The sequence below is a fragment of the Streptomyces sp. NPDC042346 genome, from assembly GCF_055581845.1.
Genome location: NZ_JBVJEH010000001.1, coordinates 1,036,450 through 1,060,653, shown reverse-complemented (window position 1 = coordinate 1,060,653; position 24,204 = coordinate 1,036,450). Strand labels below are relative to the sequence as shown.

At 67.8% G+C, this 24,204-nt stretch carries 41 protein-coding genes and 1 other RNA gene; 14 read left to right on the top strand and 28 right to left on the bottom strand.

Annotated features, from left to right (window positions below; translation table 11 throughout):
• Positions 1 to 75: 75 nt before the first annotated feature.
• From ACZ6K0_RS05115 to ACZ6K0_RS04980, 28 genes are all read right to left on the bottom strand, one after another.
• Positions 76 to 1,335: a tyrosine-type recombinase/integrase gene (locus ACZ6K0_RS05115; RefSeq protein WP_469575213.1), complete on the bottom strand. Its 1,260-nt coding sequence runs from the start codon at positions 1,333 to 1,335 to the stop codon at positions 76 to 78.
• A 35-nt stretch (positions 1,336 to 1,370) separates the two neighbouring features.
• Entirely contained in the window at positions 1,371 to 1,553 is a 183-nt protein-coding gene (locus tag ACZ6K0_RS05110) for a helix-turn-helix domain-containing protein (RefSeq protein ID WP_469575211.1), read from the bottom strand.
• Positions 1,550 to 1,828, bottom strand: a complete 279-nt coding sequence (locus tag ACZ6K0_RS05105; protein WP_469575209.1) for a hypothetical protein — start codon at positions 1,826 to 1,828, stop codon at positions 1,550 to 1,552. The genes ACZ6K0_RS05110 and ACZ6K0_RS05105 overlap by 4 nt, the downstream gene beginning before the upstream one ends.
• On the bottom strand, positions 1,825 to 2,055 hold the full coding sequence (locus tag ACZ6K0_RS05100; protein WP_469575207.1) for a hypothetical protein: 231 nt from the start codon (positions 2,053 to 2,055) through the stop codon (positions 1,825 to 1,827). The genes ACZ6K0_RS05105 and ACZ6K0_RS05100 overlap by 4 nt, the downstream gene beginning before the upstream one ends.
• Before the next feature lie 18 nt (positions 2,056 to 2,073).
• Entirely contained in the window at positions 2,074 to 2,502 is a 429-nt protein-coding gene (locus tag ACZ6K0_RS05095) for a hypothetical protein (protein WP_469575204.1), read from the bottom strand.
• Positions 2,499 to 2,735, bottom strand: a complete 237-nt coding sequence (locus tag ACZ6K0_RS05090; RefSeq protein WP_469575202.1) for a hypothetical protein — start codon at positions 2,733 to 2,735, stop codon at positions 2,499 to 2,501. Before ACZ6K0_RS05090 ends, ACZ6K0_RS05095 begins: the two co-directional genes overlap by 4 nt.
• A gap of 49 nt (positions 2,736 to 2,784) precedes the next feature.
• Entirely contained in the window at positions 2,785 to 3,339 is a 555-nt protein-coding gene (locus tag ACZ6K0_RS05085; RefSeq protein WP_469575199.1) for a deoxynucleotide monophosphate kinase family protein, read from the bottom strand.
• Between the two features lie 17 nt (positions 3,340 to 3,356).
• The gene (locus ACZ6K0_RS05080; RefSeq protein WP_469575196.1) at positions 3,357 to 3,716 is read right to left on the bottom strand and encodes a hypothetical protein; all 360 of its coding nucleotides are present in this window, start codon (positions 3,714 to 3,716) and stop codon (positions 3,357 to 3,359) included.
• Between the two features lie 11 nt (positions 3,717 to 3,727).
• Positions 3,728 to 4,051: a hypothetical protein gene (locus ACZ6K0_RS05075; RefSeq protein ID WP_469575194.1), complete on the bottom strand. Its 324-nt coding sequence runs from the start codon at positions 4,049 to 4,051 to the stop codon at positions 3,728 to 3,730.
• A 7-nt stretch (positions 4,052 to 4,058) separates the two neighbouring features.
• Entirely contained in the window at positions 4,059 to 4,259 is a 201-nt protein-coding gene (locus ACZ6K0_RS05070; protein ID WP_469575192.1) for a hypothetical protein, read from the bottom strand.
• Positions 4,256 to 4,828, bottom strand: coding sequence for a hypothetical protein (locus ACZ6K0_RS05065; RefSeq protein ID WP_469575189.1), 573 nt, complete (start codon positions 4,826 to 4,828; stop codon positions 4,256 to 4,258). The genes ACZ6K0_RS05070 and ACZ6K0_RS05065 overlap by 4 nt, the downstream gene beginning before the upstream one ends.
• Positions 4,829 to 4,842: 14 nt before the next feature.
• A complete protein-coding gene (locus ACZ6K0_RS05060) occupies positions 4,843 to 5,256 on the bottom strand; it encodes a hypothetical protein (protein WP_469575187.1) in 414 nt (137 codons plus the stop codon).
• Between the two features lie 14 nt (positions 5,257 to 5,270).
• Positions 5,271 to 6,563, bottom strand: a complete 1,293-nt coding sequence (locus ACZ6K0_RS05055) for a DNA cytosine methyltransferase (protein WP_469575184.1) — start codon at positions 6,561 to 6,563, stop codon at positions 5,271 to 5,273.
• Positions 6,563 to 6,763 carry a hypothetical protein gene (locus tag ACZ6K0_RS05050; RefSeq protein ID WP_469575181.1) on the bottom strand — a complete coding sequence of 67 codons (201 nt, stop codon included), beginning with the start codon at positions 6,761 to 6,763 and terminating at the stop codon, positions 6,563 to 6,565. The genes ACZ6K0_RS05055 and ACZ6K0_RS05050 overlap by 1 nt, the downstream gene beginning before the upstream one ends.
• 10 nt (positions 6,764 to 6,773) lie before the next feature.
• Positions 6,774 to 7,322: a hypothetical protein gene (locus ACZ6K0_RS05045; RefSeq protein ID WP_469575179.1), complete on the bottom strand. Its 549-nt coding sequence runs from the start codon at positions 7,320 to 7,322 to the stop codon at positions 6,774 to 6,776.
• Positions 7,323 to 7,341: 19 nt separating this feature from the next.
• Positions 7,342 to 7,659, bottom strand: coding sequence for a hypothetical protein (locus ACZ6K0_RS05040; protein WP_469575177.1), 318 nt, complete (start codon positions 7,657 to 7,659; stop codon positions 7,342 to 7,344).
• A gap of 57 nt (positions 7,660 to 7,716) precedes the next feature.
• The gene (locus tag ACZ6K0_RS05035; protein ID WP_469575174.1) at positions 7,717 to 8,007 is read right to left on the bottom strand and encodes a hypothetical protein; all 291 of its coding nucleotides are present in this window, start codon (positions 8,005 to 8,007) and stop codon (positions 7,717 to 7,719) included.
• A complete protein-coding gene (locus tag ACZ6K0_RS05030; protein ID WP_469575172.1) occupies positions 8,007 to 8,333 on the bottom strand; it encodes a hypothetical protein in 327 nt (108 codons plus the stop codon). The genes ACZ6K0_RS05035 and ACZ6K0_RS05030 overlap by 1 nt, the downstream gene beginning before the upstream one ends.
• Positions 8,330 to 8,872 (bottom strand): antirestriction protein ArdA, encoded by a 543-nt coding sequence (locus ACZ6K0_RS05025; protein ID WP_365333480.1) that lies wholly within the window; start codon positions 8,870 to 8,872, stop codon positions 8,330 to 8,332. The genes ACZ6K0_RS05030 and ACZ6K0_RS05025 overlap by 4 nt, the downstream gene beginning before the upstream one ends.
• 52 nt (positions 8,873 to 8,924) lie before the next feature.
• A complete protein-coding gene (locus ACZ6K0_RS05020; RefSeq protein ID WP_365333482.1) occupies positions 8,925 to 9,122 on the bottom strand; it encodes a hypothetical protein in 198 nt (65 codons plus the stop codon).
• Between the two features lie 19 nt (positions 9,123 to 9,141).
• Positions 9,142 to 9,206, bottom strand: an RNA gene (locus ACZ6K0_RS05015) — hammerhead ribozyme type II.
• Between the two features lie 8 nt (positions 9,207 to 9,214).
• Positions 9,215 to 9,562 carry a hypothetical protein gene (locus ACZ6K0_RS05010; RefSeq protein ID WP_365333484.1) on the bottom strand — a complete coding sequence of 116 codons (348 nt, stop codon included), beginning with the start codon at positions 9,560 to 9,562 and terminating at the stop codon, positions 9,215 to 9,217.
• Between the two features lie 66 nt (positions 9,563 to 9,628).
• Positions 9,629 to 9,949, bottom strand: a complete 321-nt coding sequence (locus ACZ6K0_RS05005) for a hypothetical protein (protein ID WP_365333485.1) — start codon at positions 9,947 to 9,949, stop codon at positions 9,629 to 9,631.
• 19 nt (positions 9,950 to 9,968) lie between these two features.
• On the bottom strand, positions 9,969 to 10,394 hold the full coding sequence (locus ACZ6K0_RS05000) for a hypothetical protein (RefSeq protein WP_469575168.1): 426 nt from the start codon (positions 10,392 to 10,394) through the stop codon (positions 9,969 to 9,971).
• Positions 10,395 to 10,420: 26 nt separating this feature from the next.
• Positions 10,421 to 10,738 carry a hypothetical protein gene (locus ACZ6K0_RS04995; protein ID WP_469575166.1) on the bottom strand — a complete coding sequence of 106 codons (318 nt, stop codon included), beginning with the start codon at positions 10,736 to 10,738 and terminating at the stop codon, positions 10,421 to 10,423.
• Between the two features lie 71 nt (positions 10,739 to 10,809).
• Positions 10,810 to 11,619 carry a hypothetical protein gene (locus ACZ6K0_RS04990; protein WP_469575164.1) on the bottom strand — a complete coding sequence of 270 codons (810 nt, stop codon included), beginning with the start codon at positions 11,617 to 11,619 and terminating at the stop codon, positions 10,810 to 10,812.
• A 75-nt stretch (positions 11,620 to 11,694) separates the two neighbouring features.
• Entirely contained in the window at positions 11,695 to 12,027 is a 333-nt protein-coding gene (locus tag ACZ6K0_RS04985; protein ID WP_469575161.1) for a hypothetical protein, read from the bottom strand.
• A gap of 1,313 nt (positions 12,028 to 13,340) precedes the next feature.
• Positions 13,341 to 13,814, bottom strand: coding sequence for a Pycsar system effector family protein (locus ACZ6K0_RS04980; protein ID WP_365333496.1), 474 nt, complete (start codon positions 13,812 to 13,814; stop codon positions 13,341 to 13,343).
• A gap of 678 nt (positions 13,815 to 14,492) precedes the next feature.
• Between ACZ6K0_RS04980 and ACZ6K0_RS04975 the strand changes: the two genes are divergently transcribed.
• From ACZ6K0_RS04975 to ACZ6K0_RS04910, 14 genes are all read left to right on the top strand, one after another.
• Complete coding sequence (locus ACZ6K0_RS04975; protein WP_365333498.1) at positions 14,493 to 14,921, top strand: phage terminase small subunit; 429 nt, start codon at positions 14,493 to 14,495, stop codon at positions 14,919 to 14,921.
• A gap of 20 nt (positions 14,922 to 14,941) precedes the next feature.
• Entirely contained in the window at positions 14,942 to 15,553 is a 612-nt protein-coding gene (locus ACZ6K0_RS04970) for a hypothetical protein (protein WP_365333500.1), read from the top strand.
• A 40-nt stretch (positions 15,554 to 15,593) separates the two neighbouring features.
• Positions 15,594 to 16,595, top strand: coding sequence for a terminase (locus ACZ6K0_RS04965; RefSeq protein ID WP_469575158.1), 1,002 nt, complete (start codon positions 15,594 to 15,596; stop codon positions 16,593 to 16,595).
• A 35-nt stretch (positions 16,596 to 16,630) separates the two neighbouring features.
• Positions 16,631 to 18,055, top strand: coding sequence for a phage portal protein (locus tag ACZ6K0_RS04960; RefSeq protein ID WP_469575155.1), 1,425 nt, complete (start codon positions 16,631 to 16,633; stop codon positions 18,053 to 18,055).
• A complete protein-coding gene (locus ACZ6K0_RS04955) occupies positions 18,052 to 19,161 on the top strand; it encodes a VG15 protein (RefSeq protein WP_469575153.1) in 1,110 nt (369 codons plus the stop codon). The genes ACZ6K0_RS04960 and ACZ6K0_RS04955 overlap by 4 nt, the downstream gene beginning before the upstream one ends.
• A 1-nt stretch (position 19,162) precedes the next feature.
• On the top strand, positions 19,163 to 19,660 hold the full coding sequence (locus ACZ6K0_RS04950) for a hypothetical protein (protein ID WP_469575151.1): 498 nt from the start codon (positions 19,163 to 19,165) through the stop codon (positions 19,658 to 19,660).
• Positions 19,661 to 19,757: 97 nt separating this feature from the next.
• Positions 19,758 to 20,840, top strand: a complete 1,083-nt coding sequence (locus tag ACZ6K0_RS04945; RefSeq protein WP_469575149.1) for a hypothetical protein — start codon at positions 19,758 to 19,760, stop codon at positions 20,838 to 20,840.
• 71 nt (positions 20,841 to 20,911) lie between these two features.
• On the top strand, positions 20,912 to 21,367 hold the full coding sequence (locus ACZ6K0_RS04940; RefSeq protein ID WP_469575147.1) for a hypothetical protein: 456 nt from the start codon (positions 20,912 to 20,914) through the stop codon (positions 21,365 to 21,367).
• Entirely contained in the window at positions 21,364 to 21,699 is a 336-nt protein-coding gene (locus tag ACZ6K0_RS04935; protein ID WP_469575144.1) for a phage head-tail adapter protein, read from the top strand. Before ACZ6K0_RS04940 ends, ACZ6K0_RS04935 begins: the two co-directional genes overlap by 4 nt.
• On the top strand, positions 21,699 to 22,082 hold the full coding sequence (locus ACZ6K0_RS04930) for a DUF5403 family protein (RefSeq protein ID WP_469575142.1): 384 nt from the start codon (positions 21,699 to 21,701) through the stop codon (positions 22,080 to 22,082). The genes ACZ6K0_RS04935 and ACZ6K0_RS04930 overlap by 1 nt, the downstream gene beginning before the upstream one ends.
• Positions 22,082 to 22,579: a hypothetical protein gene (locus ACZ6K0_RS04925; RefSeq protein ID WP_469575140.1), complete on the top strand. Its 498-nt coding sequence runs from the start codon at positions 22,082 to 22,084 to the stop codon at positions 22,577 to 22,579. Before ACZ6K0_RS04930 ends, ACZ6K0_RS04925 begins: the two co-directional genes overlap by 1 nt.
• A 68-nt stretch (positions 22,580 to 22,647) precedes the next feature.
• Positions 22,648 to 23,388, top strand: a complete 741-nt coding sequence (locus ACZ6K0_RS04920) for a phage tail tube protein (RefSeq protein ID WP_469575138.1) — start codon at positions 22,648 to 22,650, stop codon at positions 23,386 to 23,388.
• Positions 23,389 to 23,492: 104 nt separating this feature from the next.
• Positions 23,493 to 23,831: a phage tail assembly protein gene (locus ACZ6K0_RS04915; protein ID WP_469575136.1), complete on the top strand. Its 339-nt coding sequence runs from the start codon at positions 23,493 to 23,495 to the stop codon at positions 23,829 to 23,831.
• Positions 23,832 to 23,941: 110 nt separating this feature from the next.
• Positions 23,942 to 24,202: a hypothetical protein gene (locus tag ACZ6K0_RS04910; protein WP_469575134.1), complete on the top strand. Its 261-nt coding sequence runs from the start codon at positions 23,942 to 23,944 to the stop codon at positions 24,200 to 24,202.
• Positions 24,203 to 24,204: the final 2 nt, after the last annotated feature.

Genomic DNA, 24,204 nt, shown 5'->3' with positions numbered 1-24,204 from the left:
CGGAAACGTTCCTTCTCGTGATCGCATCCAGCACAGATCCAGCACGGTAGAAACCTATCCAGCACATCCAGCACATCAGGCCACCGGGCTGTACTCGGAGCGCTCCTCCGCGGCCTCGCTGGGGACCTCAACGGTAACCGGACCCATGGCCTTCTGCATGATGGCCCGGCAGCGGTCCCACGCCTCGGGGACGAGGTGACCGTAGATGTCGACCGTGGTCTTGATCGACTTGTGGCCGAGCCAGCGCGAGACCTCATGAATCGGGATGCCGGCCGCCAGGGCGGTCGAGGCGAAGAAGTGACGAAGCGAGTGCGGGTGGTACTTCGGCTTGCCGTCGGCGTCCACCAGCCCGGCCAGCCTGCACGCCTTCCTGAAGTGGTAGCTGTAGGTATTCGCGGTCGGCATGATCCCCTTGCCGCGCTCGCGTGGCGCGAAGAACACCTCAACCTGCCGGGCCTTGCCTGCCGCGTTCTGGAAGGTGAGCGGGATCGGGTCCCACTCCTCCACGTGGGCGTCGATCTCGTCGCAGACGAACGGCGCGGCCGGCACGTCGCGGTACTCGCCCTCTTCGCGGTGCTTGAGAGGCACGAGGCGGGTCTTGCAGTCCTCGCGGTGGGCCTTCGAGCTGATCTGCCAGCGCACGCGGATGACGTCGTTGCGGAGGCAGCCCGTGTGAAAGGCGAGGGCTTCGCTGACTCGCAGCCCGGCTCCCGCCTGGAGCCAGACGGTGAGCTTGTACTGCGGCGACATGTGCTTGTGCAGGAGGCGGACCTCGTCGAGGGTGGGGATCTCGTCCTCGTCGACCGCGCGCGACCCAGGAGCGTTCTTCACCTCCTTGGAGGGGTCCTCCTGGATGACCTTCTCTTCCTTGGCGGACCAGAAGATGTGCTTGACCATCTTCATGCGGTCGTACACCGTGCTGGCGGCGAGTTCCTTGCTGATGGCCGCCTTGAAGTGCTCGATGTCCCGCTTGGCGACTCCGGCCATCGTCTTGCGGCCGAGTCGGGGTATCAGGTGGTTGTCGATGAATCCACGGTAGTTCGAGAACGTGGAGTCGCCGATCACGCGGCGGCTTAGCCAGTCCTCCACGTAGGCCCGCACGGTGATCTTTCCGGCGTTGGGGTCGATGTACGTCCCTACGCTCTTGTCGTTCTCCATCTTGCTGGCGAAGTTGTCCGCCGCCGTCTTCTTGGTGAACGACTCTTCGCGCTGGCGAGCCGTGCGCCCGCCGGGCTCTCTGTACCTGACCGTCCAGTCGTGGCCGCACCGCACCTTCTCGCAGGGGTACAGCGGACTGCGCTTGTCGGTCTTGCATCTCTGAAAAACGGTAGCCATGGGCCCCTCTCTCTTGCTGGGGCAGGGCGGTCCCGTTACCCGTAGTGGTCGTCGAGGTAGGCGACGATGTCGCGCTCGCGGAATCGCAGGAGGCGGCCCACCTTCTGGGCCTTCAACCCCCACGTCCGGTACTTGTTCTTGACGGTGGTCTCGCTGACCTTCAGCCACGAGGCCACCTCTTCCGGCGTTAGGAGCCGGTTACTGCCGCCTTGGCTCAACCTCGGTACTCCGGGGTGGCGCCGTCGAGGCGGACGAAGTTGTGCACGGCGGACCAGGCAGTTGCCGCCGAGGTGAGTGCCTGTCGGTGTTCCCTGCGGAGCTGCTGCACGGCGGCCGGCACGGCGGCCGGATCGCTCACGCCGAGCAACTCGGCGACCTCCTGGAGGAGCGCGGCGTGGTCGACCTTCGGCCGCGATCGGACGCGGCACTCTTCGCCGCTGACGCCGAGCACCCACCCCCAGCCGTTGTCGAGGGCTTTCTGGCTGGGCTTCATGCGGCGGCTCCGTGGTAGTCGCGTCGGCTCTGCTTGGTGAGGTGGTAGCGGTCGTGGTCGCATCGGTAGATGCGGTGCTCGCGGGCGATTCCACGGCGGGCGCCGTGGCGCTCTGCGTGGCGGTCTCGTTTCGCCTGCGCCCTGCCGAGGGCCTTCTCGGCGGCGCGGCGGTCGGCGAAGGCGCGCTTATGGCTGCACTCGCAGGTCTGCCACTCGACAGGCTTCATGCTGGTGATCTTTCTGTTCTACGTGGGCCGGAATTTGGCGCAGGGGCACGTGGGGATCTGGCAGGCCCCGCGCGCGGAGCTGGCAGCGGAATGAGTGAAGGGGGCGTGGGTGCACTGCTCGTCCTGGCAGTAGCCCTTCCACTTCTTGCCGTCGTGGTTGGCGAGCATCACGCCCGGCGAGTTGAGCTTCACCAGGCGTCCGGAGCCGCCGAAGGCCATCTTCGAAGCGAAGGACTTCGCCTCGGCCTCGCTCGCGAAGGGGGCGAAGTTCAGGCCGCGGCTCCCGTCACTCCAGGTGTGGACCAGGGCGACCCAGTCGCGCATCTGGAGGATCTCGCCGACTTCCTTGATCACGGCTTTCGCCAGGTGATTGGCGCTCTCGAAGGTCGGGTCCTCCAGGAGCGCCACGATCGCGGCCACCTCCTCCTTGCGGGGGGTGATCCTCACGCGGGAGCCGGTTCGAGGAGGGCGACGAGGCGTCGCCTGATGGCTCCGAGCAGGTCTGCGTCCTCGACGAGCTGGTTGTAGGTGATCTCGTCGTACTCGGAGAGTTCTTCGGTGGGGACGTCCACCTCTTCGCCCCACTGCTTCGTGAGGGTCGTCCTCTGCTGCTCGTAGAGGGCGTCTATGTCGGCGACGATCTGCGCGATCTGGTCGGTGACGCCGGGGTTCGGGTGCATCTGGTTTGCCCTTCCGTTCTTGCTACACGTTAACACATCGGTCACAGGTTCACAGCTCGCGTGTGAGGCATTCCGCGGAGAGGTGGAGGTCGTCCAGGGTGCCGACATTCAGCAGGACGACGTCGAAGTCCCAATCGGCAAGGGCGTTCTCGCTGATGTGAGACGCACCGTCGATGAGTACCTGCTTCGGCCGGCACACCTGCACAACCAGGCCCCCACGCTCCTTGATGGCCCGCGCCTCGTTCGGGAACCGTACGTCCGAGATGACGGTGGGCACGCCGGGTCGGAGGTCCCTGAAGAGGGCATCCACCCAGACGTCCGGGCCCAGCAGTTCCCGCCCGGCTTCAGTGCCGCAGCGCTGGAGGAGCCCTCGCACCTCGAAGTGTTCCTCCTTGGCCGCCTCCCAGCCGCGCTCGTCCACGGTGGCGTTGAGCGGCAGAGATCCGCCCTCGCCGTCGGCAAGCCAGAGGTCCATGCGGTAGAGGAACTCCCTGATGGGGTCGGCGAACGCCTTGCGCTGCCAGCCCATGTCCACAAGGAACGAGGCGGTGGTGTCCTTGCCGGACCTCGCGGCGCCCGCGAGTCCGATCAGGGTGGGCTTCATATTGTCTTCTCCTTCGGTCACACCTCGCGGCTGTCCACGAGGCGGTAGAGGCCGGGCGCGTGCACGAGGCCCTCGCACACGTCGCAGTCGCAGTCGTGCAGGCAGAGGGAACAGGTTGTCTCGTCACAGAAGGGGTCCGGGCCGTGCCATGCATGGCTGGGGTCTGGCCCGGGGCACCCCCAGGAGGAGCAGGAGCGGTCCTTGCTCCACGTCGGGTAGAGGACGTGCTCCCGGCGGCCGATCAGGCCATGGGCCAGGGGCTCGCCGGGACAGGTGAAGCGGCGGCGGGCAGCGTTGTCGCGGTCGAGGAAGGCGGCTCGGCATCGTGTGCACTGAAGCCGCCCCTCGGGCCGCATCCGCAGAGTGTGAGCGGTCACAGGTTAACCATTTACGTGTAGCAGGTCTCGACATCGACGCCTTCGGCCTTGGCGTGCTGGATGCAGGTCTCGGCACACTCCGAGAAGAACGCGAGGGCCTTCTCCGCGGCCTCGGACGCGGTCTCGGCGAATTCGTACCGGGCGTTCTGCATGCGCAGCAGTTCATCGCCGAACATCAGGAAGAGCGCCTGGCCCAGCCAGTAGATCCGGCCGCCGCCGAAGGGGTTGAGGTCGTTCTGTTCGTGCAGCACGACCCCGTTCGTCAGTCCGCGCTCGATGCGGACCCGGAGCTTGGCGCCGTTGGACAGGGTGATGGTCTCGGTGTGGGTGATCATGTCGTCCTCACGGTCGGTATTGGGGGCCGGGCTGGCCGTACAGTCGGCCGTCGGAGTCGACACCCCACACATGGCCGGGGTCCAGCCACAGATCGAGGTCGGCGTCGATGTCTGATCCACAGCGGGAGCAGGCGAACTCCCCGCTCGGGACGGCGTACAGGCGGCCACGGCCGCAGGGGCCGCACCAGACGTAGTCCCGGGCCGTCATGCCGCCACCAACCGTCGGCTGGCGTGGCGGATGAGAGCCCGCTCGGCCTCGGCGGCGGCCCAGGAGAAGCCGTAGTGGCCCCAGCACGCGTCGATCTCTTCCCAGGTGGTCATGGCGGCGCCCTGGTCGTCGGTGCGGACCCAGTCGACGGCCTCTTCGACGATGTAGCCGTAGACATCCCCTTCGGCCCACGCTTCGTACTCCGCACGCTCGGCGTCGAGGTACGCCTCGGGCAGCATGCCGAGGTCTTCGGCGTCGTCGGGCATGAGATACCAGAGGGACACCGAGCCACGTGCCGGCCGGGACTCGATGACGATCGCGCCATGGAAGATCCGGGCCCAGCGGGTGAAGATGTCGACGCCCTGCCAGCGGTTCCAGCTCACGCGGTCCCAGGCTTCGGCCAGGGGGCCGCCGTCCTGGTCGACGGGGGCGTAGTGCCCGAGGTGGGTGTCGATGGTGATCACGTGCGCCAGGTGGTCGAAGTCCTCCCGCGGATTCGTGGCGTACTCGTCGTGGACAAGGCGGACACGGAGACGTCCGTCGGTGCTGGTGGAGATGGTCTCGCTCATGGTCTTCCTCGTCTTCACAGGCTGTGGATGGGGTAGTGGATAACGCAGGTCGTTCGGCGGCAGGGCGCGCCGAGGGAGTCGATGAACTCGCGGTGAGCCGCGGAGGCTTCGGCCAGCCAGTCGTCGCCCTCGACGAACTCCGGGCGCTTCTCGGCCCAGGACGCGCGGACCTCCGCGATGTCCGGTATCTCGTGGAACTCCGAGGCGCCGTGCTGGCGGATCAGGTCGACCCAGGAGGCGCGGACGAGGTTGTAGCCGCGACGGGAGTGGTCGTAGCCGCTGGCGGGGTCGATGTCGTCGATGGCGACCCCGGCCGCGATGCAGATGCCGGCGCGGGCGTCGGCCATGGAGGTGAGGCGGTCGGCCTCGCACACCGCGCAGTCCAGGGGCGTGCGGGCGTAGTGCATGAGCAGGAGGTTTGCGCGCATGGTCTCTCGTTCGGTCAGGCGGCGAGCACGTGCTCGGGCTCGGGAGTGGCGTAGTTGTAGATCTCTGCGAGGTATCGCCGCAGCGGCTTCTCCCAGGACCGGCGTAGGAGGCTGCCGATGACAACTGCGCTCATGGGCGGGGCGACGACATCGCCGATCTGCTGGGTGCAGCTCGACCGGGCGCCGGTCCAGGGGTAGCCGTTGCGGAAGCCGACGAGCAGCGCCGCCTCGTCGAGGGAGAACTTCCGGTCCTTGTCGTGCTCCCAGTACCACCCACGGATCTTCGAGGTGATGCCGGTCGCGGGCTTGTCGGCCGACCAGCAGTTGCCGCCCGCTGTCTTGCGGACGCCTCTGGTGTTGACGCTGATCCCCTCCGGCCAGCCAAGGGCCTTGGCGGCCGTGGTGGCCGGCATCGGCTCGGTGGGGGTGAGTGCGTCCATGTCCACGTAGGAGTGGCGGGCCGCCATGAGGAAGACCCTCTTCCTTCGGGAGGCGAGGCCGTAGTCGACGGCGTCGAGCACTCGGTACTCCGCACTGCACCAGTCCGCCGACCACAGCTCCTCGCGGAGGCCGTCGAGGACCAGCTCAGGCATCGCGCTGGACTGCTCCATGGCCAGCCAGCGGAGGTTGTCCCACTGCGCGGTCAGGGTGAGTGCCCAGATCAGTACCTCGGCGACGAGGCCGATGCGCTCGTCAGTCATCTGCGCGATTGGGGCCCGGACCTCGTCCAGGGTGAGCAGGGGGCCGGTGAATCCGGCGTAGCCGTCCCAGTCGGGGTCGCTACAGATCAGGCAGATGTCGGCGAACTCGCAGGCGCCGCATTCTCCGCTGTCGTGCCAGTGCCCGAAGGTGGCCTCGAAGGCCATGGTGAACACGTCCAGAAGGAGTTCCTGATTGCGCGGGTCCTGCCCGGCCCTTTTGCCGGCCGGAGACCAGCACTGGCACGGGGCCGAGACGACGAGGCCGACGACCCAGCGCAGGGCGGGGTGCTTGGGGTCGAGGGAGCGGACGTCCGCGGTGATGCGTTGGAAGCCCGCCGCCCTGGCGGTCGCGGAGGCGTCCTTGTGCATCTCGACGCCGACAGTGTCGAGTTCGTGCTCCAGCACGTCGCGCACGCCGACGTCCCAGCCGCCGGGCCCGGCGAACAGGTTGATGACGCGATCGGGGGCCCCGGGACGCGGGGGGAAGAGCCAGTCGACGGGCCAGGGGGCGGCGATCTCGGCCAGCTCTTCCGGGGTCTTGCCCGTCAGGTCCAGCTCTTCAGGGGTGCCGAGGGCGCCAGCGGTGTCGAGGCGTATCAGGGACATCAGTCCACGTCCACGGTCTCGACACTGGTCAGCCAGTCGCTGACGATCTCCCAGTGGTAGCCGGGCCGGATCAGGCCGTCGCTCATGTAGACGTGCCGGCCGCAGTCGGCGCACTCGTACGGCTTGCGGTCGATGTGACGGATGGGGCCGGTGCAGTGCACGCAGCGCACGACGTTGGTGGGCGGAGTCAGGGTGATCACAGCGGCGGCCCTAGGCGGCGAGGGCGGTGAGGCGGGCGGCCACGTATGCGACGCGGGCCTCGGCCTTCGCCAAGCCGTCACGGGCGGTGGCCACGCCGACTTCGGCATTGCGGAGGTCGGCCTCCAGCTCCAGGCGCTCGCTGATGAGCTGCCACCCGGGGTGCTCGGCCTCGAAGCGGTCGGCGGCCTCGCTGACCATGGCCTTGAGGCGCTCCCGGGCGGCCGTGCCGTGGTTCAGTTCCTGGTCGCGGTCGTTCGTGAACTCGTAGCGCCGAAGGGGGCTCTGGTAGATCCACAGGGACGCGTCCCTGTCGTTGCGGCGCAGCAGGGTCTCGCGGCGAGCGTGAGCCCGCTCTCGGCGGGAGGCGACGCGGTACGACCGGCCGCGGATCTTCACGAATCCCGGCTCGTCGTTCTCGTCGCGCGAGGAGCTGACCCCAAGGCGCGCTTCGGGGAGCGTCAGGTCTTGGTAGCCCCACCGCTCGTGCTTGGTGACCGCCGGGAGGATGGTGACGTACAGCTCGCCCTCGGGGAACTCGTACTTGGCGTCGTGGGTCATGATCGTTCCTTGGGGTGATTCAGGCGGGGAGGGGCAGGCCGGCACGGAGGGACTCGACGAGCGCGGCGGTGGCGTTGCGGTACTGCCAGAGGGCTTGATGCGCCGCCGCCCAGTCACCGGTGTGCAGGGCGGCGATGTCGTCGAGCCACTTCAGGCAGGCGGCCGGGGCGAGGAAGACGTGCACGGTTCCGGTCTCGTCCACGGACCAGACCTCGTCCGGGTCGAGGTAGAAGTCGTGGATGTCGAGGCGGTGACCGCACTCGTCGCATTCGAGGTGGGCGTCGGGGTGGACGGCGTACGGTGCGAGGTCGCACTCGCGGCACTGCATGGCACTCATGGGCATCCTTCGGACGGCGCCCACACGGAGGCGGGCGCCGTCAACGTGGTGGGGTGATCAGGAACCGAGCTGTTCGAGCAGCTCGTCGACGAGGCGGTTGTCCTCGGGGGTGAGCGCGTGGGCCTGCTGGGGCTCGTTCTTGAACCAGGACGGCGGCCAGAGATCGGCGGGGAGCGCGAGGATCAGGGCCTCGGCGGCGTCGGCGAGGTTCAGCCCTGCCGCGTGTTCGTCGTCCCAGGACCAGGGGCTGTCGCCCTCGTCGGGCTCTTGGCGCATGGTGGTGACGGCCTCGTCCAGCTCGGTGACGAGGTGCTTGATCCGGTCGCTCAGCGGGATGTTCGTCGTCATCAGTACGCGTTGGCGATCTCGATGACTTCCTTCGACTGGATCTCCTCGAAGGCGGGGACCAGCTCGTACCACTCGTCCTCGTTGTCGTTGAGCCAGTCACGGAGACCGTCCTCGTCGCGGAGTTCGCCGTCCTCGTCGAGGAACTCTTCCGGCACGTCGAGGTCGATCTCGATGTCCCCGTGGGTGACGATCTCGACCGGGAACCTCACGGTCATGTTCATAAGGGTGTCCTTCAGGTACAGGCTGATTCGGCAGAAAGCACAGGTCAGGTCTTCGTCGAGCAGCTCGGGCACGAAGCCGCACTCGACGCAGGGTTCGGTGTTCATCGGGGGCAGAAGACGTGGACACCGCCGAGGACTTCCTCGGACTGGAAGCCGCCGCTGAACAGCTCGGCTGCGGCGTAGTCCCAGTCGATGGCGTTGAACGGCCAGGTGGTCATCCGGGCCTTGTCCTCGGACTCGCAGGTGTCCTCGGCCCAGTCCTGGGCGAAGTGCCCTTCGCTCTGGTGGAATCCGCGGTACTCACTGCGGAAGCGGTCGACCCACCCTGAGCGGTCGTCGGACTCGCCCCACTCGCGCACCCAGACGGAGAACGCTGCGGCCTCGTCGTGGGTCAGCCCGGCCAGGGCCTCGGCTATCGCTGCGGCCTCGGAGGGCGAGCACTCCCCCTCAAGGGCTCCGCAGAAGTCGTCGTGGTCCATGACCCACAACTCCTCGTGCTGGGTCGGCCGGCCGTGGAGGTCTTCGGGGGTGACGAGGTCTGCGGTGTCGGCGTCGTACCACTCGCCGACGAGTCGGCCCGCGTTGTAGCAGGCCAGGCAGCCGATCCAGACGGTCGGCTGGACGGTGTTGGACAGGGCGGACATGTTGCTCCTCACGTGGGCCGCCGGGCCGGTCGCCCAGCCCGGCGGCTGGGGGTCAGTTCTGGGCGGCCTGGCTCTTCAGCGCCCGACGGTTTCGGAACTCGATGGACGCCTCCAGGGCGACGAGGGCGGCGACTGCCGACCCTGCGAACTCCCACGTGTTCGGGTCACTCCCGGAGAGGACCCATCCGGCGTTCGCCACGGCGACTGCGGCGACGCCCTTGATGAGGGCGTTAAGGGTGCTGGTGTTCATGCACACTCCTGTTGCGCGATGCGGGCTGGCATCGTCAGGGGGGAGGGACCGCCTCCCGCCGACCTCCCTTCGGAGGTTTCGCCTTTGCGTCGTCAGGAGGTGGCGGCGAGGTGGGCCGCGAGATCGCGCTGCACGCCCTCCCACGCGGCGATGGCGAACTCAGCCGTGGTCAGGCTCAGGAGCGCGGCGCGGCGGGCCGTGATGGTCCGGGCGGAGGCATGGCGCTGCTCGGCCTTGTCGCGCTCGTCCTCCAGGTCCGCGGTGATGGCGTCCTCGGACTTCCCCCTGAGCCGACCGAGGGCGAAGCCCTGAAGGATGATCGGCAGGCCGTCGCGCAGGAGCCGCGCCCCTTCCGAGCGGCGCATCTGCCCTTCACGGACGAGGCGGTCGACGACTTCGCGGGCGGCCTTCTCGGCTTCGGGGGTGCTGGGCGTGGTCATGTTGTCTCCGGTTCCGGCTGCCCCCGCACGGGGCGGGGGCAGCCTTGTTACAGGTTCACTAAGAGGTCACAGCGGTTGCTTGGTAGGCGCACCGGCCAGCACGGTGGCGAAGTTGGTCATGACGACCGTGGCCATGAACTCAAGGTCAGGCCCGCCGTCCGGCAGAGGTACGCCGAGGGTGCGCATGGTGGTGAGGGCACGGGCGATCAGGCGCTCCATGTCATCGGTGTCGACGAGGTCGGAGCACAGATCGCACGCCTTCCAGCGGCCGTCGTTGGGGAGCGGGACCACCACGCCCTCGTCGGTCATCAGCGCCGCGAGGGCTCGGACCTGGGGGATGTAGAGCCAGCGGGCGGTGGGCATGGTGCAGAAGTCGCAGCTGTTCACGGGATCGACTCCGTCTCGCCTAGGCCGCGAGGGTCAGCTCAGCGGAGTCCGCGGGGGCCTTGTAGTGGAGGTCGCCCTCGTCGTCGCCTCCGGCGTGGCACTCCAGCCACAGGTCAGCGACGGCCGGGTAATTGACGGCGCGGAAGAACGAGGCGATGCCCTCGATCTCGGAGCAGGTGAACCCGCTCCCAAGGTGGTCGGCGAGCATCCCGTCGTCGAAGAGCGTGGCGAGGTCTTCTGCGGCCAGGCGGTAACCGCTCCGCTCTGCCTCGGAGAGCCTGACGATCTCGTAGGCGAGCGTCACGCACTCGATGGCGGCCCGCCGCTCTGCACGCAGGGCTCCCCACGGATTGAGGACGGGACGCAGCCGGGCCCAGACGGCCGGCATGTGGCCAACCAGGGACTTGGCGGCCGTGAAGGGGGCGAGGCGCTTGAAGGCGTTCATGGTGTGCTGCTCCTGGTGGTGGGTGTCTACAGGCAGAGGAGGGGCGGGGTGATCAGCGCGAGGTCTCCTTCGACCTCCTGGACCGAGATCCCGTGGGGCTCCCACACCCCGCACTCGGGGTCGTCTTCGCACGGGCAGTCCCGGCGCGAGGTCTCCACGAGGGCCTTGGCGCCGAAGCGGGCGAAGGACAGCGCGTCCTCCTCGCTGGCGAAGGGGGTCTCCTCGCGGTGGTCGTGGGTGACGACGTACCGGCCCCGCTTGATCCGCTCGACCTCCCACAGGCCGAGAAGGTCGGCGGCCTCGTTCCAGACGCGTACTTCGTAGGGGCGGGCGATGGTGCGCATGTGTCCTCGTCTTCAGGTAGAAGCCACCCCTCCCCGGGAGGGGACACAGGGAGGGGTGGCGGCTCAGGGGGTCAGGACGCGGCAATGGCGAGCTGACCAGGGATCTCGTTGCGCATGACCTCGCGCCCGAGTTCAAGGAAGTGCTTGGTGCGGCCCTTGACGTACGCCTCGCCTGCGCCGTTCCAGTCCACGAGGCCGTCCGGGTCCCAGTGCGACAGCTCCCACAGGCCGTCGGAGGCGTGCTCGACGATGCCCTTGTGGTCGGCTTCGGTGTCGTACGGGTAGTTCAGCTTGATGTCGTCGAGGGCTTCGGCGAGGTTCTTCTCGAACTGCTCGATCCGCTGCTCGTAGTAGTCGTCCTCGTTGATGAAGGGGTGGTCGTTCTTGACGAACTCAGCCAAGGCGACGGCCTCACGGAAGGCCGGGGTGTACGCACGGGTGCCGTGACAGTCCCCCTCGCACTCCTGGCCGTGGCAGAAGTCGGCGTACGGGTCACAGCCCGGACGGCACTCCGAGGTGTGTGTGCCGAGGCAGCCCTCGGGGCAGCCGCCCTCGTAGACCTGCACGAAGAGCTGGGCGACGTCCCAGGCTGAGGAACCTCCTCCGCACTCGTAGACCTGCCCGTCGGACACCGAGGTGTCCTCCCGGCCGGCATCGGCCGCGGAGCGGATCAGGTCGCGGGCGACCTCGAAGTTCGACTTGTCCCCAACCCAGCCGCCACGGTCGTCGTGCCAGGTGAACATCTCCACGTGGGTGGGAACGTCGTCATGGGCGTAGGTTCCAGTGCGCCAGGTGGGCCATGCCGCGTGGTCGTCTTCGAGCCTCTCGGCGTACTTCACCAGCGTCTCGTCCGACGCCGGATCGAGCCTGTAGGGCGACATGCGTCCTCGTTCTCGGTATGGACCGGCCGCCCTCGCTCACGAGGGCAGGCCAGTCACAGGTTAACGATATGAACGTCAGTGGGCGTCTGCGAGGGCCTTGTAGTAGGCCAGCTCGTCACGCAGGACGCGCTCGCGCTCATCGCGCAGCCGACGCGTCTCATCAAGGGACTCGCGGAGCAGTTCGATCGTGAGGTCCGCCATCTCCAGGTCGATGGCGAGCTGACGCCCGGCCTCGTGGAACAACTCGGCCACGAACGTGGCAGCGTCGAGTTCGCGGCGGGTTTCATCGAGTTCGCGGCCGAGCTGGAAGGTGCGCTCACTCAGGTTGGCGGAAGACTCCATGGCGACCTCCAGGAGGGAGCGGCCGGAGTAGGCGAGCGGGTTGTCCTTGATCAGGGAGACGGCCATGTGACCTTACCTTTCAGTTACAGGTTAACAGAACCAGCGTGAAATTGGGCAGAAGCCCGACTCACCCCCGCCCGAAGGCGGGGGGGAGTCCGTACCCCCCAGAGGTTTGACCCTGTGGGGGGCTTCGCGGCCACTCACCTTGCGGTGAGCGACCCCGGCCGCTTGCGCTAGCCGGTAGAACAGATCGAGTGATTTCGCTTGACGGGACGGACGCTCACTCAAGCGCCCGTCTCACCGTCCGTCATCGTGCCGGTGGCGTTCCTTCCGGGTGGTTTCCCTCCCGTTCGGTCCGTTTCCGGCCGTCCGATGGACGGTGAGCCCTGGGCGACCAATCAGGCCCCTACCTCACGCCCGTCCCCGACCCCATACCGAACCTGCATCGGGTGCCCTCCGCAGGTCAGCATGGGTTCAGCCGGTTAGAGCGCTCCCGTTACGCTGGGGTGGATAGTCCCCAGCCGGTACGGCAGTTGCGTTCACTCAGTCGTCTGTACCCGAACCTCGTACCCGAACAGTCCAGAACGCTTCCAGTCCGTACCGCGCAGGGTCACCCTGCTAGACCTTTCACGCCCCTTGGCCGGGCGATGATTCCTCAGACCCCGAAGGGTCAGCGAGCCTGGACCGTCCGAGGACGGCCTTCCGCTCTTGCGCTCGATCCACACCGGAGAGACCCGGCTGCGACATCCGGCGTCCCGCTTGCGGGACAGGGGCCGGATCGAGCGTCCTTGCAACGTTGGTGTGCTGGGCCGTGTGGCCCGGCGATTCGATCCTGTCACAGGTTAACACCTGCTGTCGAACCGAGTGCCCGTGGTGGGCGATTCCCGCTGGTCTACGGCGGCGACTCTCGTGAGCCCCGTTCTCGTCGACCTTGCGGTGAGCCCCACTCTAGGCGGCTGGCCCGGCGAGTGTCAACCTGTGACTTCGCCCTGCCCGTCGCCCCTTGCCTGCCTTGCGGCCTGCGTCGTTGCGACACCGAGAACATTAGTCACAGGTTCACAGCATGTCCAATCGTGCAGGTCAGAGGCTGTTTAGGGCCCGCTCTCAGCCGTTCCGAGGCAGCTCAAGGGCGGAAGGTGCGCGCGTTCCTCAGCTCCGCGCGTCGCGCGCGTACGCATGTGCAGCGGCGGCCGGTAGGGGTGGGGGATGATCCCCGGTGCGCACGCGCGCGGACCGCCCTGTCATAGCAGCTCGGATTCTGCCACGGTTCCAAGGTCGACGAGAGCCTCCTGCTCCCTGCGTCGCGCCCGGCGTATCCGCAGCTCAGAAGCCATAAATGCGCCCTGCGACCCCGCGCCGGCACTGCACGGGAACGAACCCTAGGCAGCCAGGCCGACCAGGAGCGCAAGCGCGAGGACCACCACAGAAGCCGCGGTGACGTGGATGGCGACCCGGAGCATGGCGAACTTCCGGCGGGCAATCTGAGAGCGGACGACGAGCTGCGCCTTGCGGCGGTCCACCGCGAGATCGGCCATCGCCTCGTCCGGCGTGCAGTCCGCCCAGTGCAGGAAGGAGCCCTGGGTCGCGTTGCCGATGTGGGGCAGCAGGACACGCAGGGTGCACAGCATCGCTGCGACCATTCCCGCTACCGCGAACCCGGCAAGGACCGTACCGGCGGCTGGAAGCTCCCGGCCTGGCAGAACGGCTACCAGGACGGCCAGCGGGATGCCGAGCGCCGTGAGCAACGCGGACGCCTTGCCGTCTGTCCGGGTTACCTCGGCCATCACTTCTGCGTGCGCCTGGGCGAGCTGGTCGCCCCCACTGTGCGCTGAAGGGCGCTCGTCGCTCGTCATGGCCGCAAGCTACCCGGGGCGGCGTCAGGCCGAAACGGTACTCATTGCGCCACGAGGATCGGCCGCCACGCTGCCGCGCCAGCGCATGTACGTAGGGCGTCTTCGCTCTGCGCCGCCCTCCGGGCGGCCCTTCCGCCTTCTCGCTGTGCGCCCTTCGGGCGCCACTGCCCTTCGCCGCCGCCGCTTCACGTAAGTGTGAGCACGATCACGCGGCTAGTCGTTTCCGAAAACAAGATCTTTTAGCGACTCATAAGTGTAAGTACGTAAGTCGCAAGGCTTGAGCCCCTATCGGGGCTCGCCTGATGAAGACGAAGTACGTATGTACGTACTTCGCAGGCTGGAGTTTCGAATTCCTAACTGGAACGGCTCCAGCAGGCGATCAGAGCTACCGCCGGACTGGCCCCAGATTCGCAAGAGGGTACTTCGGCGAGACGGACACCGCTGCACGGCGCGAAACCAGTACGGAGACCGCTGCCCTGAGATCGCAACGGATGTCGACCACATTCTTCCTGGTGATGACCATCGAGAGATCAACCTTCGAGCGCTCTGCGGTTTTCATCACCAGGTCAAGTCATCGCGTGAGGGCGCGGCGGCTCAGGCCGCCAGGCGACGGCGCATGAGAAACAGGTTCCGGCGGACGGAGGCTCACCCCGGCCTGGTTGGTTAGGAGGTGAGCCCATGCCCGGCCCCGTACCGGCACGCGAGTCCGACCTCGCCCGCCCGCGCGAGCGCAAGGGCGGCGACGTCCAGGCGGTCACCCGCGGAATCGCGCGCCCCACGAAAATCCCCAACGGCGACCGGAGCTGGCACCCCATCGCCAAGCGGCTCTGGGACTCCCTCAAGGAATCCGGTCAGGCCGACTACTACCAGGCCAGCGACTGGGCCATGGCCTTCTCACTCTGTGAAGACCTCTCCCACTACAAGCAGGCCGGCAAGCGCAGCGGCCAGATGCTCCAGACCATCTACAGCACCTTCGAGCGGCTCCTCGTCACCGAAGGCGACAGACGCCGCGTGCGCATCGAACTCCACGAGCCCGAGCCGGAGGAGCAGTCCGCAGCCGTGCTCGCCATCGCCGACTACAAGAAGGATCTCGGACTCGCCGAGTAGCTCCGGGGAGGTGAGCCCACATGGTGAAGGCTCCCCCGCAGCTCACCGAGGAGGAGATCGACGCCCTCGAACCGAGCTTCCTCGGGCCCACGTGGCTACGCGGGCCGGACGGCTCGTGGAAGCTCCCCGAGCACACGCTCGGGTGGCAGATCGCAGGCTGGTGCGCCGAGTTCTTGCGGGCCGACGATGGCGGGCCCTGGCGCTTCACCCGTGAGCAGCTCCGCTGGGTGCTCTGGTGGTACGCCGTCGATGAGAACGGCCGCTTCACCTACCGCAAGGGCGTCTTGCAGCGCCTCAAGGGCTGGGGCAAGGACCCGCTCTTGGCCGTGGTCTCCCTGGTCGAGTTCGTCGGCCCCTCCCGCTTCTCGCACTGGCAGAACGGGCAGCCGGTCGGCATCCCCCACCCCCAGGCGTGGGTCCAGATCGCGGCCGTCTCGCGCGACCAGACGCGCAACACCATGACCGTGATGCCGGGCCTCATGAGCGACAAACTCATTGAGACGTACGGCATCAAGGCCGGAGCCGAGCTAATCCGTGCAAACGGTGGCCGACAGCGCCTTGAGGCGGTGACAAGTAGTTATCGCGCCCTGGAAGGGGCGCGGTCTTTAGCGATCCACTTTCGTTGTTCTTAACGAAACGCATCACTGGGTCGAGGGCAATAACGGCGACAAGATGTACGCCACCATCGACGGTAATGCTACGAAAAAGGATTCGCGCTACCTAGCGATCACCAACGCATATCTGCCCGGCGAGGACAGCGTTGCCGAGCGAATGCGTGAGGCTTTCGAGAAGATTCTCGAAGGCCGGGCTGCCGACATCGGCTTCATGTACGACAGCGTAGAGGCGCATCCCGCGACTCCGCTGACGCCGGAAGCGATTCGGATTGTTCTCCCGAAGATTCGCGGCGACGCCGTTTGGCTGCGGGTCGAGACAATCCTTCAGTCGATTCTCGATACGACGATCGCGCCGAGTCGCAGCCGTCGAATGTGGCTGAACCAGATCGTCGCGTCCGAGGACGCGGTGTACTCCCCCGCCGACTGGGACGTCCTGCGGGACGACGCCCGGGTGCTTCAGCCCGGTGACGAGATCGTGATCGGCTTCGACGGCGGCCTCCGAGACGACAGCACCTGCCTGGCAGCCCTCCGCGTGAGCGACGGCTACGCCAGCATCCTCGGCCTCTGGGAGAAGCCCGACGGCCCGGCCGGCAAGGACTGGGAGGTCTCCCGCGAGCAGGTCGACAGCGCCGTCCACGAAGCCTTCAGCACGTTCAATGTGCAGGGCATGTACGCCGACGTAGCCCTTTGGGAGAGCTACATCTCCGAGTGGTCCGCGCTGTACGGCGAGGGCCTGGCCGTGAAGGCCCCGGGGAAGGACGCGATCGGCTGGGACATGAGGACCAGCCTGAAGGCATCGACCATGGCGCACGAGCGCCTCGTGCGGTCGGTGCTTGACCGAAAGATCGTCCACGACGGCGACCGGCGCCTGCGCCGCCATGTGCTCAACGCCAGGCGCAGGAGCAACAACTTCGGCCTCTCCTTCGGCAAGGAAAGCCGGGAGTCCCCGCGGAAGGTCGACGCCTACGCGGCGCTCATGTTGGCGCACGAAGCCTTGGTGGACCTTCGGGCTCGGGGCAAGCGGGCGCGCAAGCGCACGGGACGCGGCTACTTCCTCTGACCAACCTCTTAACCTGTAACAAAGGGCGGTGATCCATGGCCAGCCCTTCTCCCCTGTCGCTCGCGCGACAGCTTCTGGGCATCCTGCACCGGGACGGCGACCGGCTGCGTCACATCGACGCCTACCTCCACGGCCGGCACGCGGACCCGTACATGCCGCCCCAGGCGGACGACGAGTACCGCCTGCTGGCCCGGCGTGCAGTCTCGAACTGGATGCCCTTGCTCGTCGGAACGCCCGCGCAGGCCCTCTACGTGGACGGTCACCGCCAGGGTGGCGGGTCGGGCGAGGCCAGCGGCCCCGACTCGACAACTCCCGAGTGGGAGCACTGGCAGGCATCTCGACTCGACGCACGTCAGGCCGCCATCTACCGGGGCGCCCTGGCCTACGGGCACAGCTTCACCGTGACGGAGCGCAACCAGGCCGGGGAGGTCGTCACGCGGGGCCTGTCCGCCCTCAAGACGGCGGCGCTGTTCGAGGACGCGGCCAACGACGACACCCCGGCGGCGGCCCTCACGGTGACGGCCTGGCCGCAGGGTGAGCAGCCGGGCGAAGCCCGGCTGTGGGATGCCCGACGCGAGTACGCCGTGAGCTTCCTCGCACTGAACGACGAGAAGTCGATCCGCGTGCAGGCCCGGCGCCCGCACGGAGCCGCGGAGTGCCCGGTCACCCGGTTCTCCGCCTACGTCGACCTGGAAGGTCGCACCCTGGGCGTCATCGAGCCGATGATCGCCCTCCAAGACCGCATCAACCAGACCGTTTTCGATCTTCTGCTGGCGCAGAGCTACGGCAGCACCAAGGTACGGACGGTCACCGGCATGGCCCCGCCGGTCCAGCGCAACCCTGAGACTGGCGAGCCCGTCCTCGACACGGACGGCAATCCGATCCCGCTCCGGATCAACCACAACAGCAGGCGATTTTTGTTCGCCGAGGACCCGGACGTTCGCTTCGGCTCGCTGGACGAAACCCCGTTGCAGGGCTTCATCGACTCGATCGACATGAGTATCCGCCACCTGAGCGCCCTCGCGCAGGTGCCGCCGCATCACCTACTTGGGCAGATCGCCAACCTGAGCGCCGAGGCCCTCCAGGCCGCCGAGGTGGCCCTGAGCAGGAAGATCGCTGAGTTCCGTACGAGCTTCGGCGAGTCCTGGGAGAGGGTCTTCCGGCTCGCGGCCGAGCTGGCCGGCAACGCCTCGGCCGCCGAGGACTACAAGGGCGAGGTCGTCTGGCGCGACATGGAGTCGCGCAGCCTGGGCCAGGCCGCAGACGCCCTCGGCAAGCTGCGCACGCAGCTCGGCATCCCCGAGCGCGGACTGTGGCGCAGGGTCCCCGGCGTCACCCAGACCGAGCTTGAGGACTGGGAGCAGATGCGTGAGGACGACGACTCCGTGGCACAGCTCGCGGGCGCCCTCACGCGGGCAACTCCCGAGCAGGAGACCGGCGTTCAGCAGGTGGCTGCGTGAGTCGTCCCGCCCGGCAGTCCGAGACGGACGAGGCATCCGCGGCCTTCCACGCGGCGCTCGTGGAGATCGGCGCCCAGACCACGGTCGAGGCCCTGTCCCTGTGGGCGGACGTGCCGGCCGACCTCCGCGCGGCCACGGCGGGCGGCTGGCTCCGCAAGGCCATCACGATGGTGATGAGCCGTAGGCGCCAGGCCCGCGACCTGGCCCGCGCGTACTACCGGCTGGCCCGAGCACTCCAGACCGGGACGACCGTCGCCGACCCGTACCACCCGGAGCCCGAGCACATCACGCTCGGGGATCTTCGCCGGGAGTTCGGGGCTCTGGCCGGCACGTACCGGCCTGCGACTTCGGGGGCAGAGGAGGCCGCGACCGGCGAGCCCGGGGAAGCCTCCTCCACCCCGCCCGACGACCAGGCCGAGGACGAAGCCGACCGGCCCCGCCGCGACGACGATGACGATGACGATGACGACGACTGGGAGCAGATCACCGTCGAGGAACTCGACGGGCTGCGTGAAGAGGAAGAGCGGGCCGAGCGCGAGGCAGAGGAGGAACTCCGTTCCGCGCTCGACGCTCTTGGCACTCGGAACCTGAACCGGCGTCTGGCCGAGGTCGACGACGAGCAACCCGCGAGGGACGCCGACGCTGCCCGCGCGCACGCGCACCGGCAGGCCGGAGCACGGCAGGCCGCCGCAGCCAGCCGCGTCGCCATGAACGGCGGGCGGTCGAGCACCTGGCGCCACATGCGCAAGGACGGACGGGCGCTCGGCTATGTGCGTCTATCCAGGTCAGGTACCCCATGCGGCTGGTGCGCCATGCTCATCAGCCGGGGGCCGGTCTACAAGAGCCGCCAGTCCGCCACGTTCAACGACGGCGACAAGTACCACGACAACTGCGCGTGTTACGCCATGCCGGTCTGGTCCCGAGATCAGTACCAGTCCAGCGAACTCACAGCGCTCTCACGGCAGTACGAAGCCCTGTGGCCGAAGGTCACCAAGGGGCACACCGGCAAAGACGCGATCAGCGTCTGGCGCCGGTTCATCCGCCAGAAGCAGCGAGCCGCAGCCCTGGAGGCGCGGCAGACCACGACCACAGCCCAGGAGGCGTGACGTGCCCGAAGACACCCCCAACGAGCCCGTCCAGGACGACGAGAAGCCCGGCACGCCGAGCGAGGAGGAGACCCCCTCTGCGGAGGCCAGCGCCGAGACGGCCGAGGACGGCCTCCCCGAGTGGGCGCGCAAGGAGCTGGTGAAGGTCCGCAACGAGGCGGCCGGATACCGCACCCGGCTGCGCGACGCCGAGACGAAGCTCTCCCAGGCCAAGTCGCCCGAAGAGTTCGAGGCCGCCCTGACCGAGGTGAAGCAGCAGAACGCCGCCCTGGAGCGCTCGCTCCTGGTGACCCGCGTCGCGGGAAAGTTCGAGCTGCCCGAGATCCTGGCCGACGCCCTGAAGGGCGACACCCACGAGGAGCTGGAGGCGCACGCCAAGGCCCTCCAGGCGCTCGTCGCCCCTCCCATGCCCCCCACTCTCTCCGGCGGGCTGAACCCCGCCGACGAGGACGACGGCGAGATGGACCCGCGCAAGCTCGCGCGCCTCACCCGCCGTTGATTCACACCCAGGCTGTTAACCTGTAACGGACAGCCTCCCGACTCCGTTTCCACGCCTCCGGTCTCCCGGGGGCTCTTTTTATGCCCCAGGAGGCTAAGTGACAGCCGAACACATGGTGGTGAAGCCGGAAAAGCTCATCGCTACGGCCATCGGAATGCTGGAGCAGGAACTCGTCGTTCCGAACCTCTTCACCAAGGAGGGCGTCGACAAGTTCAAGGGCGCCAAGAACGACACGATCAACGTCACCGTCGAAGGCGTCCTGCCCTTCCACGACTACGAGTGGCGCTCCGGCTCGGCCGGCAGCTCGACCCCGGGCACCCGTCAGCGCGTCGTGTTCGACGAGTACGCGGAGCGGACGATCCCGGTCACCTTCGGCGGCAACGTCTACAACGGTGTCAAGCTCACCGACGAGCAGGCCGATTTCGACATCCCGCAGTGGGGCAAGCTCCTGCGGCCCCAGGTCAAGGCCATCGCCCGCGGCCTCGCACGACGGGCGACGAAGACCCTGGTTGACCAGCCCTACGCGGTGACCATCGGCAACACCGAACAGGCCATGCGCAAGGCGATCATCGAGGCCCGGCGCGTGCTCAACAAGTTCAACGTGCCCGAGGGCAATCGCTACATGGTCGTCGGTTCCGACTTCGAGACCGTCCTGCTGTCCGACCCGGACCTGAACCTGGCGTCCAACGTCGGCGACAGCCAGGCAGAGTCCGCCCTCGTGAACGCCACGCTGGGCAACCGGTACGGCTTCCGCTTCATCGTCGACCAGACGATTCCGGCGGATAGTGCCTACGCGTTCGCCCAGAGCGGCTTCATCTTCGCTTCGGCGGCCCCGTCCGTCCCGCAGTCGGTTCCCTTCGGCGCGACCACGAGCTTCGAGGGCCTGGCCCTCCGCTGGCTTCGCGACTACGACAGCGAGTTCTTCCAGGACCGTTCGATCGTGAACTGCTATCAGGGCTTCCGCTCGGTCGAGGACACCCTCGTCGGATGGGACTCGGTGAAGGAGAAGGAGGTCATCTCCACCGACCAGCACTTCGTGCGCGGCATCAAGCTGACGCTCGACGGCAAGTCGGACTACCCCGAGGCGGCGTCCGAGCTGGCCAAGATCACGGGAATCAGCGACGCGAAGGTCTGGACCCCGACCGGCCGCGTCCCCGAGGGCGACCCGGCCAACGCCTGATCGAGCCATGACGGCCGTGTGAACCTGTAACAAGGGACGCACGGCCGTCGGGCCTGACCGAAGGAGTCAGCTTGGCGTACGCCACACTCGACGACCTGCTGGGCCGTCTCGACTGGGAGCCAGACGACGATGAGCTGCGCATCGCAGCGGGAGCCCTGGAAGACGCCTCGGCGCTCGCTGCGGCCTACGGGCGTGACTGGCCGGCAGACCGGGCTCCCCAGCTCGTTCGCACCCTCGTCCTCAAGGCGGCGGCACGCTACATGAGCAACCCCGGCGGCTACACCCAGAGCCGGGCGGGAGACGAGACCCTCGCCTGGTCCGACCTCGGCCACGACGCGGGCACCGTGCACTTCACCACCGAGGAGAAGCGCCTCCTGGAGGGGCTGGCCGGCACCCGGCCCGGCCTGGTCAGCGTGGTCGTCAGCTCCTGGGACACGACCATCCGCCCCGGCGTGGGCGGCCTTGTGCCCGTCGACTACGACGGGGCCCGGTTCCCGATGTTCTCCTCTGACCGGGGGCCCTGGTGAGCCTCCAGCGCAGACGCGGCCAGAAGGCCCGGGTCTGGCGGACCATCGAGGTTACCGACTCGCGCGGCAACCAGGTCACCATGCCCGACCCCAAAGGCCCCGTCGAAGTCCGGGCCGCGTTCATCCCCCAGCGCTCAGCCCGTGCCGAGGTCCCCGGCCAGCAGCAGATCAACGTGACACGGATGGTCGTGGACGCTCACCTGGAAGGCGTCTCGCTCTGGTCCCGCGTCGAGTACGCGGGCCGCCAGTGGGACATCGTCTCCCCTCCCGCCTACCACCACGGGTCCCGCCGCACGCGTCACTGGTCCATCGACATCCGGGAGCGGCCCTGATGGCACAGGTCTACCCGACAATCGGTGCCCGAAGCCTCGCAAAGGCAATCGCCGTACACGACGGCGTCCAGGCCGAGCTGACGCGCCGCGCATTCGAAATCGGCGTACGAGCCGAGGAGATCCTGATCTCGCACCGCGCGGACGGCCACGCCGAAATCGACATCGAGGCGGGCGACAACAACCGGTACGTGATCCTCTCCGACGATCGCGGACAGAAGGCCGCGCTCAGTATCGAATACGGCCGCGAAGAGTCCGTCATCGTCCGGGAAGACAAGCACGGCCGGAAGTACCTCGACGTACTCCCCGCAATGGACGGTCTCTACATTCTCGCCACTGCTTCGAATCTCCCCAAGAAGCGCAAGGGGAAGGTGAAGCTCGACTAGTGGCCGGCATCCCTGATCACATCAAGGCACTCGCCGAACTCTCGCCGGTTGAAGACCTATTGCTGGCCGTCCTCCGCAAGGGACTCCCGGGCGTTCGCGTGAAATCGCTCATCGACCGACACGAGACATTCCCGCTCGTCCTGGTACGCCGCGACCCGACATTCGGACAGTGGGCGGCAGACACCCGGTTCACCGACGCCGCCCGGGTCGTGGTGAATTGCTTCGCCGAGGACCCCGACGGCGATTCCGATGCCGCGATCCTCTCCGAGGCCGTGCGCGTCGTCCTGCGCGACTCCTGGCTCAACCACGAAGTGATCCCCGGCAGGGGCCACATCACCCGCGTGGACATGAACTCCTCCCCTCGCAGGGCGAGCGACTGGGCCACCGCGACCGGGCCCGTGCAATACGCGGATCTGCCCACGGGCGTGTGGAGATACGAGTCGGTTTTCGACATCCAGATTCGCAAGCCCCGGCAGCGCCCTTTCCCCCTCCCTTAGTCCAACCCGCACGCGCCCCGCTGTTTCGGCGGGGTCTCTGGCGTGCGCGAAATAGGAGACGTTCCTTCTTGGCGCTCAACGACAACGCAACTCTCGTTGTCGGCAACGGAAACTATCTGACGGCCCCCGTCGGAACTTCCATGCCCGATGACCTTCTCGTGCCGGTTTCCCCCTGGCAGAACGTCGGCCACACCTCACTTGAGGATGTCTTCGGAATCACATCCGAGGGCGGCGAAGCCACCACGATCGGCACGCTTCAGAACAAGAGCCTCCGGACGAAGTATTCGGCCCGGACCGAGTCGATCACCTTCACCCTGAACCAGTTCGACACGGCTGCGCTCCGGCTCTACTTCGGCGCCAACGCACCACTCCTTCCGGACGGTTCGGTTGGTGTGCCGGCCGACCCCCAGCCGACCCAGTCGGCCTTTCTCGCGGTCTTCGTCGATGGCGAGTCGCACTTTGCGGTCTACGCCCCGAAGGCAGAGATCTACCGCGCGGACGACATGGCCATTGGCGACACGGAGTCCCTCGCCGGTCTGCCCCTGGCCGTGAAGCCCATGGTCTACGGCAACAACGTCTGGACCTACGCAGTGACCCCGCTCGGCGGCACTGTCGCCACGGGCGCTTCGGCAGGCACGCCCGGCTCCTTCACGCCGACCGGCGCCGTGGCCCCTGCGGATCTCGCCGCCCTCGCCTCGGTGATCGCCACCCCCACCGCGAAGTGGACCACCGGCCAGTACGTCGATCTCGCGGACTCCTCGACGGCGTTCTGGAACGGCACCGCGTGGGCGGCCGGCAAGGCGGCCTGACCCTCCCTCCCTCCCTCTCCTCCCGGCGCGAGCGCGCGGACCCGCTCGCGCCGGGCTCTTCCCCCCGGTCCGCCCCACCCCCGATACCTGGAGGTCCGCACCCCATGGCTTCTTTCACGCTCGACAGCATCCGCACCGCCGCCGAGGCGAAGTACGGCTCCACCGACATCGAGTTGGGCGAGGAAACGATTCGCCTGCTCAACCCTCTGCGCCTGCCGAAGGCGTCCCGCACCGCGCTCTCCGACCTCCAGGACCGGATGGGCGCCGACGACGCCGACCAGGAGGAGCTTCTGTCCGAGGCGATCCGCCTGGTCGCCGAGCACCCGAAGGCCGCGGAACGCCTCCTGACTGCCGTGTCCGGTGACCTCGCCGTCCTGGCCGAGGTCTTCGACCGGTACGGCCGGGGCGCCCAGGTGGGGGAAGCCTCGGCCTCGCGCGACTGATCGACGACTACGGCGAGGGCCTGTACGGGGACCTGCGGCACTACTACGGCGTTGACCTCGCCGACGTGATCGCGGGCCGGGGGCCCTCGCCCGCTCTCGTCCTCCTCCTCGTGGCGAGGCTGCCTGACACCTCCTTGACCGTCGCCCTGGCAGCGGGCGGCAGGCAGCACTTCGGCTGGGGCGCGGATCGGCACTTGGCTGCCGATCTCTTCGACGCCCTCAACGCCAACACCCGGGCCACTGGCCAGTGGGCCAAGAACAAGGCCCCCAAGATCCCGCCGTTCCCCCGCCCCAAGGCGAAGGCAGCGAAGAAGGCGGCCAAGCGGCCCACCACCGTGGCCCAGCTCTACCAGCACTTTCAGCGGAGGTAGCC

Bases quoted from the DNA above. Each gene is read 5' to 3' on its own strand.
- ACZ6K0_RS05115 (WP_469575213.1), bottom strand. From the start codon at position 1,335: ATGGCTACCGTTTTTCAGAGATGCAAGACCGACAAGCGCAGTCCGCTG.
- ACZ6K0_RS05105 (WP_469575209.1), bottom strand. From the start codon at position 1,828: ATGAAGCCCAGCCAGAAAGCCCTCGACAACGGCTGGGGGTGGGTGCTC.
- ACZ6K0_RS05100 (WP_469575207.1), bottom strand. From the start codon at position 2,055: ATGAAGCCTGTCGAGTGGCAGACCTGCGAGTGCAGCCATAAGCGCGCC.
- ACZ6K0_RS05090 (WP_469575202.1), bottom strand. From the start codon at position 2,735: ATGCACCCGAACCCCGGCGTCACCGACCAGATCGCGCAGATCGTCGCC.
- ACZ6K0_RS05085 (WP_469575199.1), bottom strand. From the start codon at position 3,339: ATGAAGCCCACCCTGATCGGACTCGCGGGCGCCGCGAGGTCCGGCAAG.
- ACZ6K0_RS05075 (WP_469575194.1), bottom strand. From the start codon at position 4,051: ATGATCACCCACACCGAGACCATCACCCTGTCCAACGGCGCCAAGCTC.
- ACZ6K0_RS05070 (WP_469575192.1), bottom strand. From the start codon at position 4,259: ATGACGGCCCGGGACTACGTCTGGTGCGGCCCCTGCGGCCGTGGCCGC.
- ACZ6K0_RS05065 (WP_469575189.1), bottom strand. From the start codon at position 4,828: ATGAGCGAGACCATCTCCACCAGCACCGACGGACGTCTCCGTGTCCGC.
- ACZ6K0_RS05060 (WP_469575187.1), bottom strand. From the start codon at position 5,256: ATGCGCGCAAACCTCCTGCTCATGCACTACGCCCGCACGCCCCTGGAC.
- ACZ6K0_RS05055 (WP_469575184.1), bottom strand. From the start codon at position 6,563: ATGTCCCTGATACGCCTCGACACCGCTGGCGCCCTCGGCACCCCTGAA.
- ACZ6K0_RS05045 (WP_469575179.1), bottom strand. From the start codon at position 7,322: ATGACCCACGACGCCAAGTACGAGTTCCCCGAGGGCGAGCTGTACGTC.
- ACZ6K0_RS05040 (WP_469575177.1), bottom strand. From the start codon at position 7,659: ATGAGTGCCATGCAGTGCCGCGAGTGCGACCTCGCACCGTACGCCGTC.
- ACZ6K0_RS05035 (WP_469575174.1), bottom strand. From the start codon at position 8,007: ATGACGACGAACATCCCGCTGAGCGACCGGATCAAGCACCTCGTCACC.
- ACZ6K0_RS05030 (WP_469575172.1), bottom strand. From the start codon at position 8,333: ATGAACACCGAACCCTGCGTCGAGTGCGGCTTCGTGCCCGAGCTGCTC.
- ACZ6K0_RS05025 (WP_365333480.1), bottom strand. From the start codon at position 8,872: ATGTCCGCCCTGTCCAACACCGTCCAGCCGACCGTCTGGATCGGCTGC.
- ACZ6K0_RS05020 (WP_365333482.1), bottom strand. From the start codon at position 9,122: ATGAACACCAGCACCCTTAACGCCCTCATCAAGGGCGTCGCCGCAGTC.
- ACZ6K0_RS05010 (WP_365333484.1), bottom strand. From the start codon at position 9,562: ATGACCACGCCCAGCACCCCCGAAGCCGAGAAGGCCGCCCGCGAAGTC.
- ACZ6K0_RS05000 (WP_469575168.1), bottom strand. From the start codon at position 10,394: ATGAACGCCTTCAAGCGCCTCGCCCCCTTCACGGCCGCCAAGTCCCTG.
- ACZ6K0_RS04995 (WP_469575166.1), bottom strand. From the start codon at position 10,738: ATGCGCACCATCGCCCGCCCCTACGAAGTACGCGTCTGGAACGAGGCC.
- ACZ6K0_RS04990 (WP_469575164.1), bottom strand. From the start codon at position 11,619: ATGTCGCCCTACAGGCTCGATCCGGCGTCGGACGAGACGCTGGTGAAG.
- ACZ6K0_RS04985 (WP_469575161.1), bottom strand. From the start codon at position 12,027: ATGGCCGTCTCCCTGATCAAGGACAACCCGCTCGCCTACTCCGGCCGC.
- ACZ6K0_RS04980 (WP_365333496.1), bottom strand. From the start codon at position 13,814: ATGACGAGCGACGAGCGCCCTTCAGCGCACAGTGGGGGCGACCAGCTC.
- ACZ6K0_RS04975 (WP_365333498.1), top strand. From the start codon at position 14,493: ATGCCCGGCCCCGTACCGGCACGCGAGTCCGACCTCGCCCGCCCGCGC.
- ACZ6K0_RS04970 (WP_365333500.1), top strand. From the start codon at position 14,942: ATGGTGAAGGCTCCCCCGCAGCTCACCGAGGAGGAGATCGACGCCCTC.
- ACZ6K0_RS04965 (WP_469575158.1), top strand. From the start codon at position 15,594: ATGTACGCCACCATCGACGGTAATGCTACGAAAAAGGATTCGCGCTAC.
- ACZ6K0_RS04960 (WP_469575155.1), top strand. From the start codon at position 16,631: ATGGCCAGCCCTTCTCCCCTGTCGCTCGCGCGACAGCTTCTGGGCATC.
- ACZ6K0_RS04930 (WP_469575142.1), top strand. From the start codon at position 21,699: ATGGCACAGGTCTACCCGACAATCGGTGCCCGAAGCCTCGCAAAGGCA.
- ACZ6K0_RS04915 (WP_469575136.1), top strand. From the start codon at position 23,493: ATGGCTTCTTTCACGCTCGACAGCATCCGCACCGCCGCCGAGGCGAAG.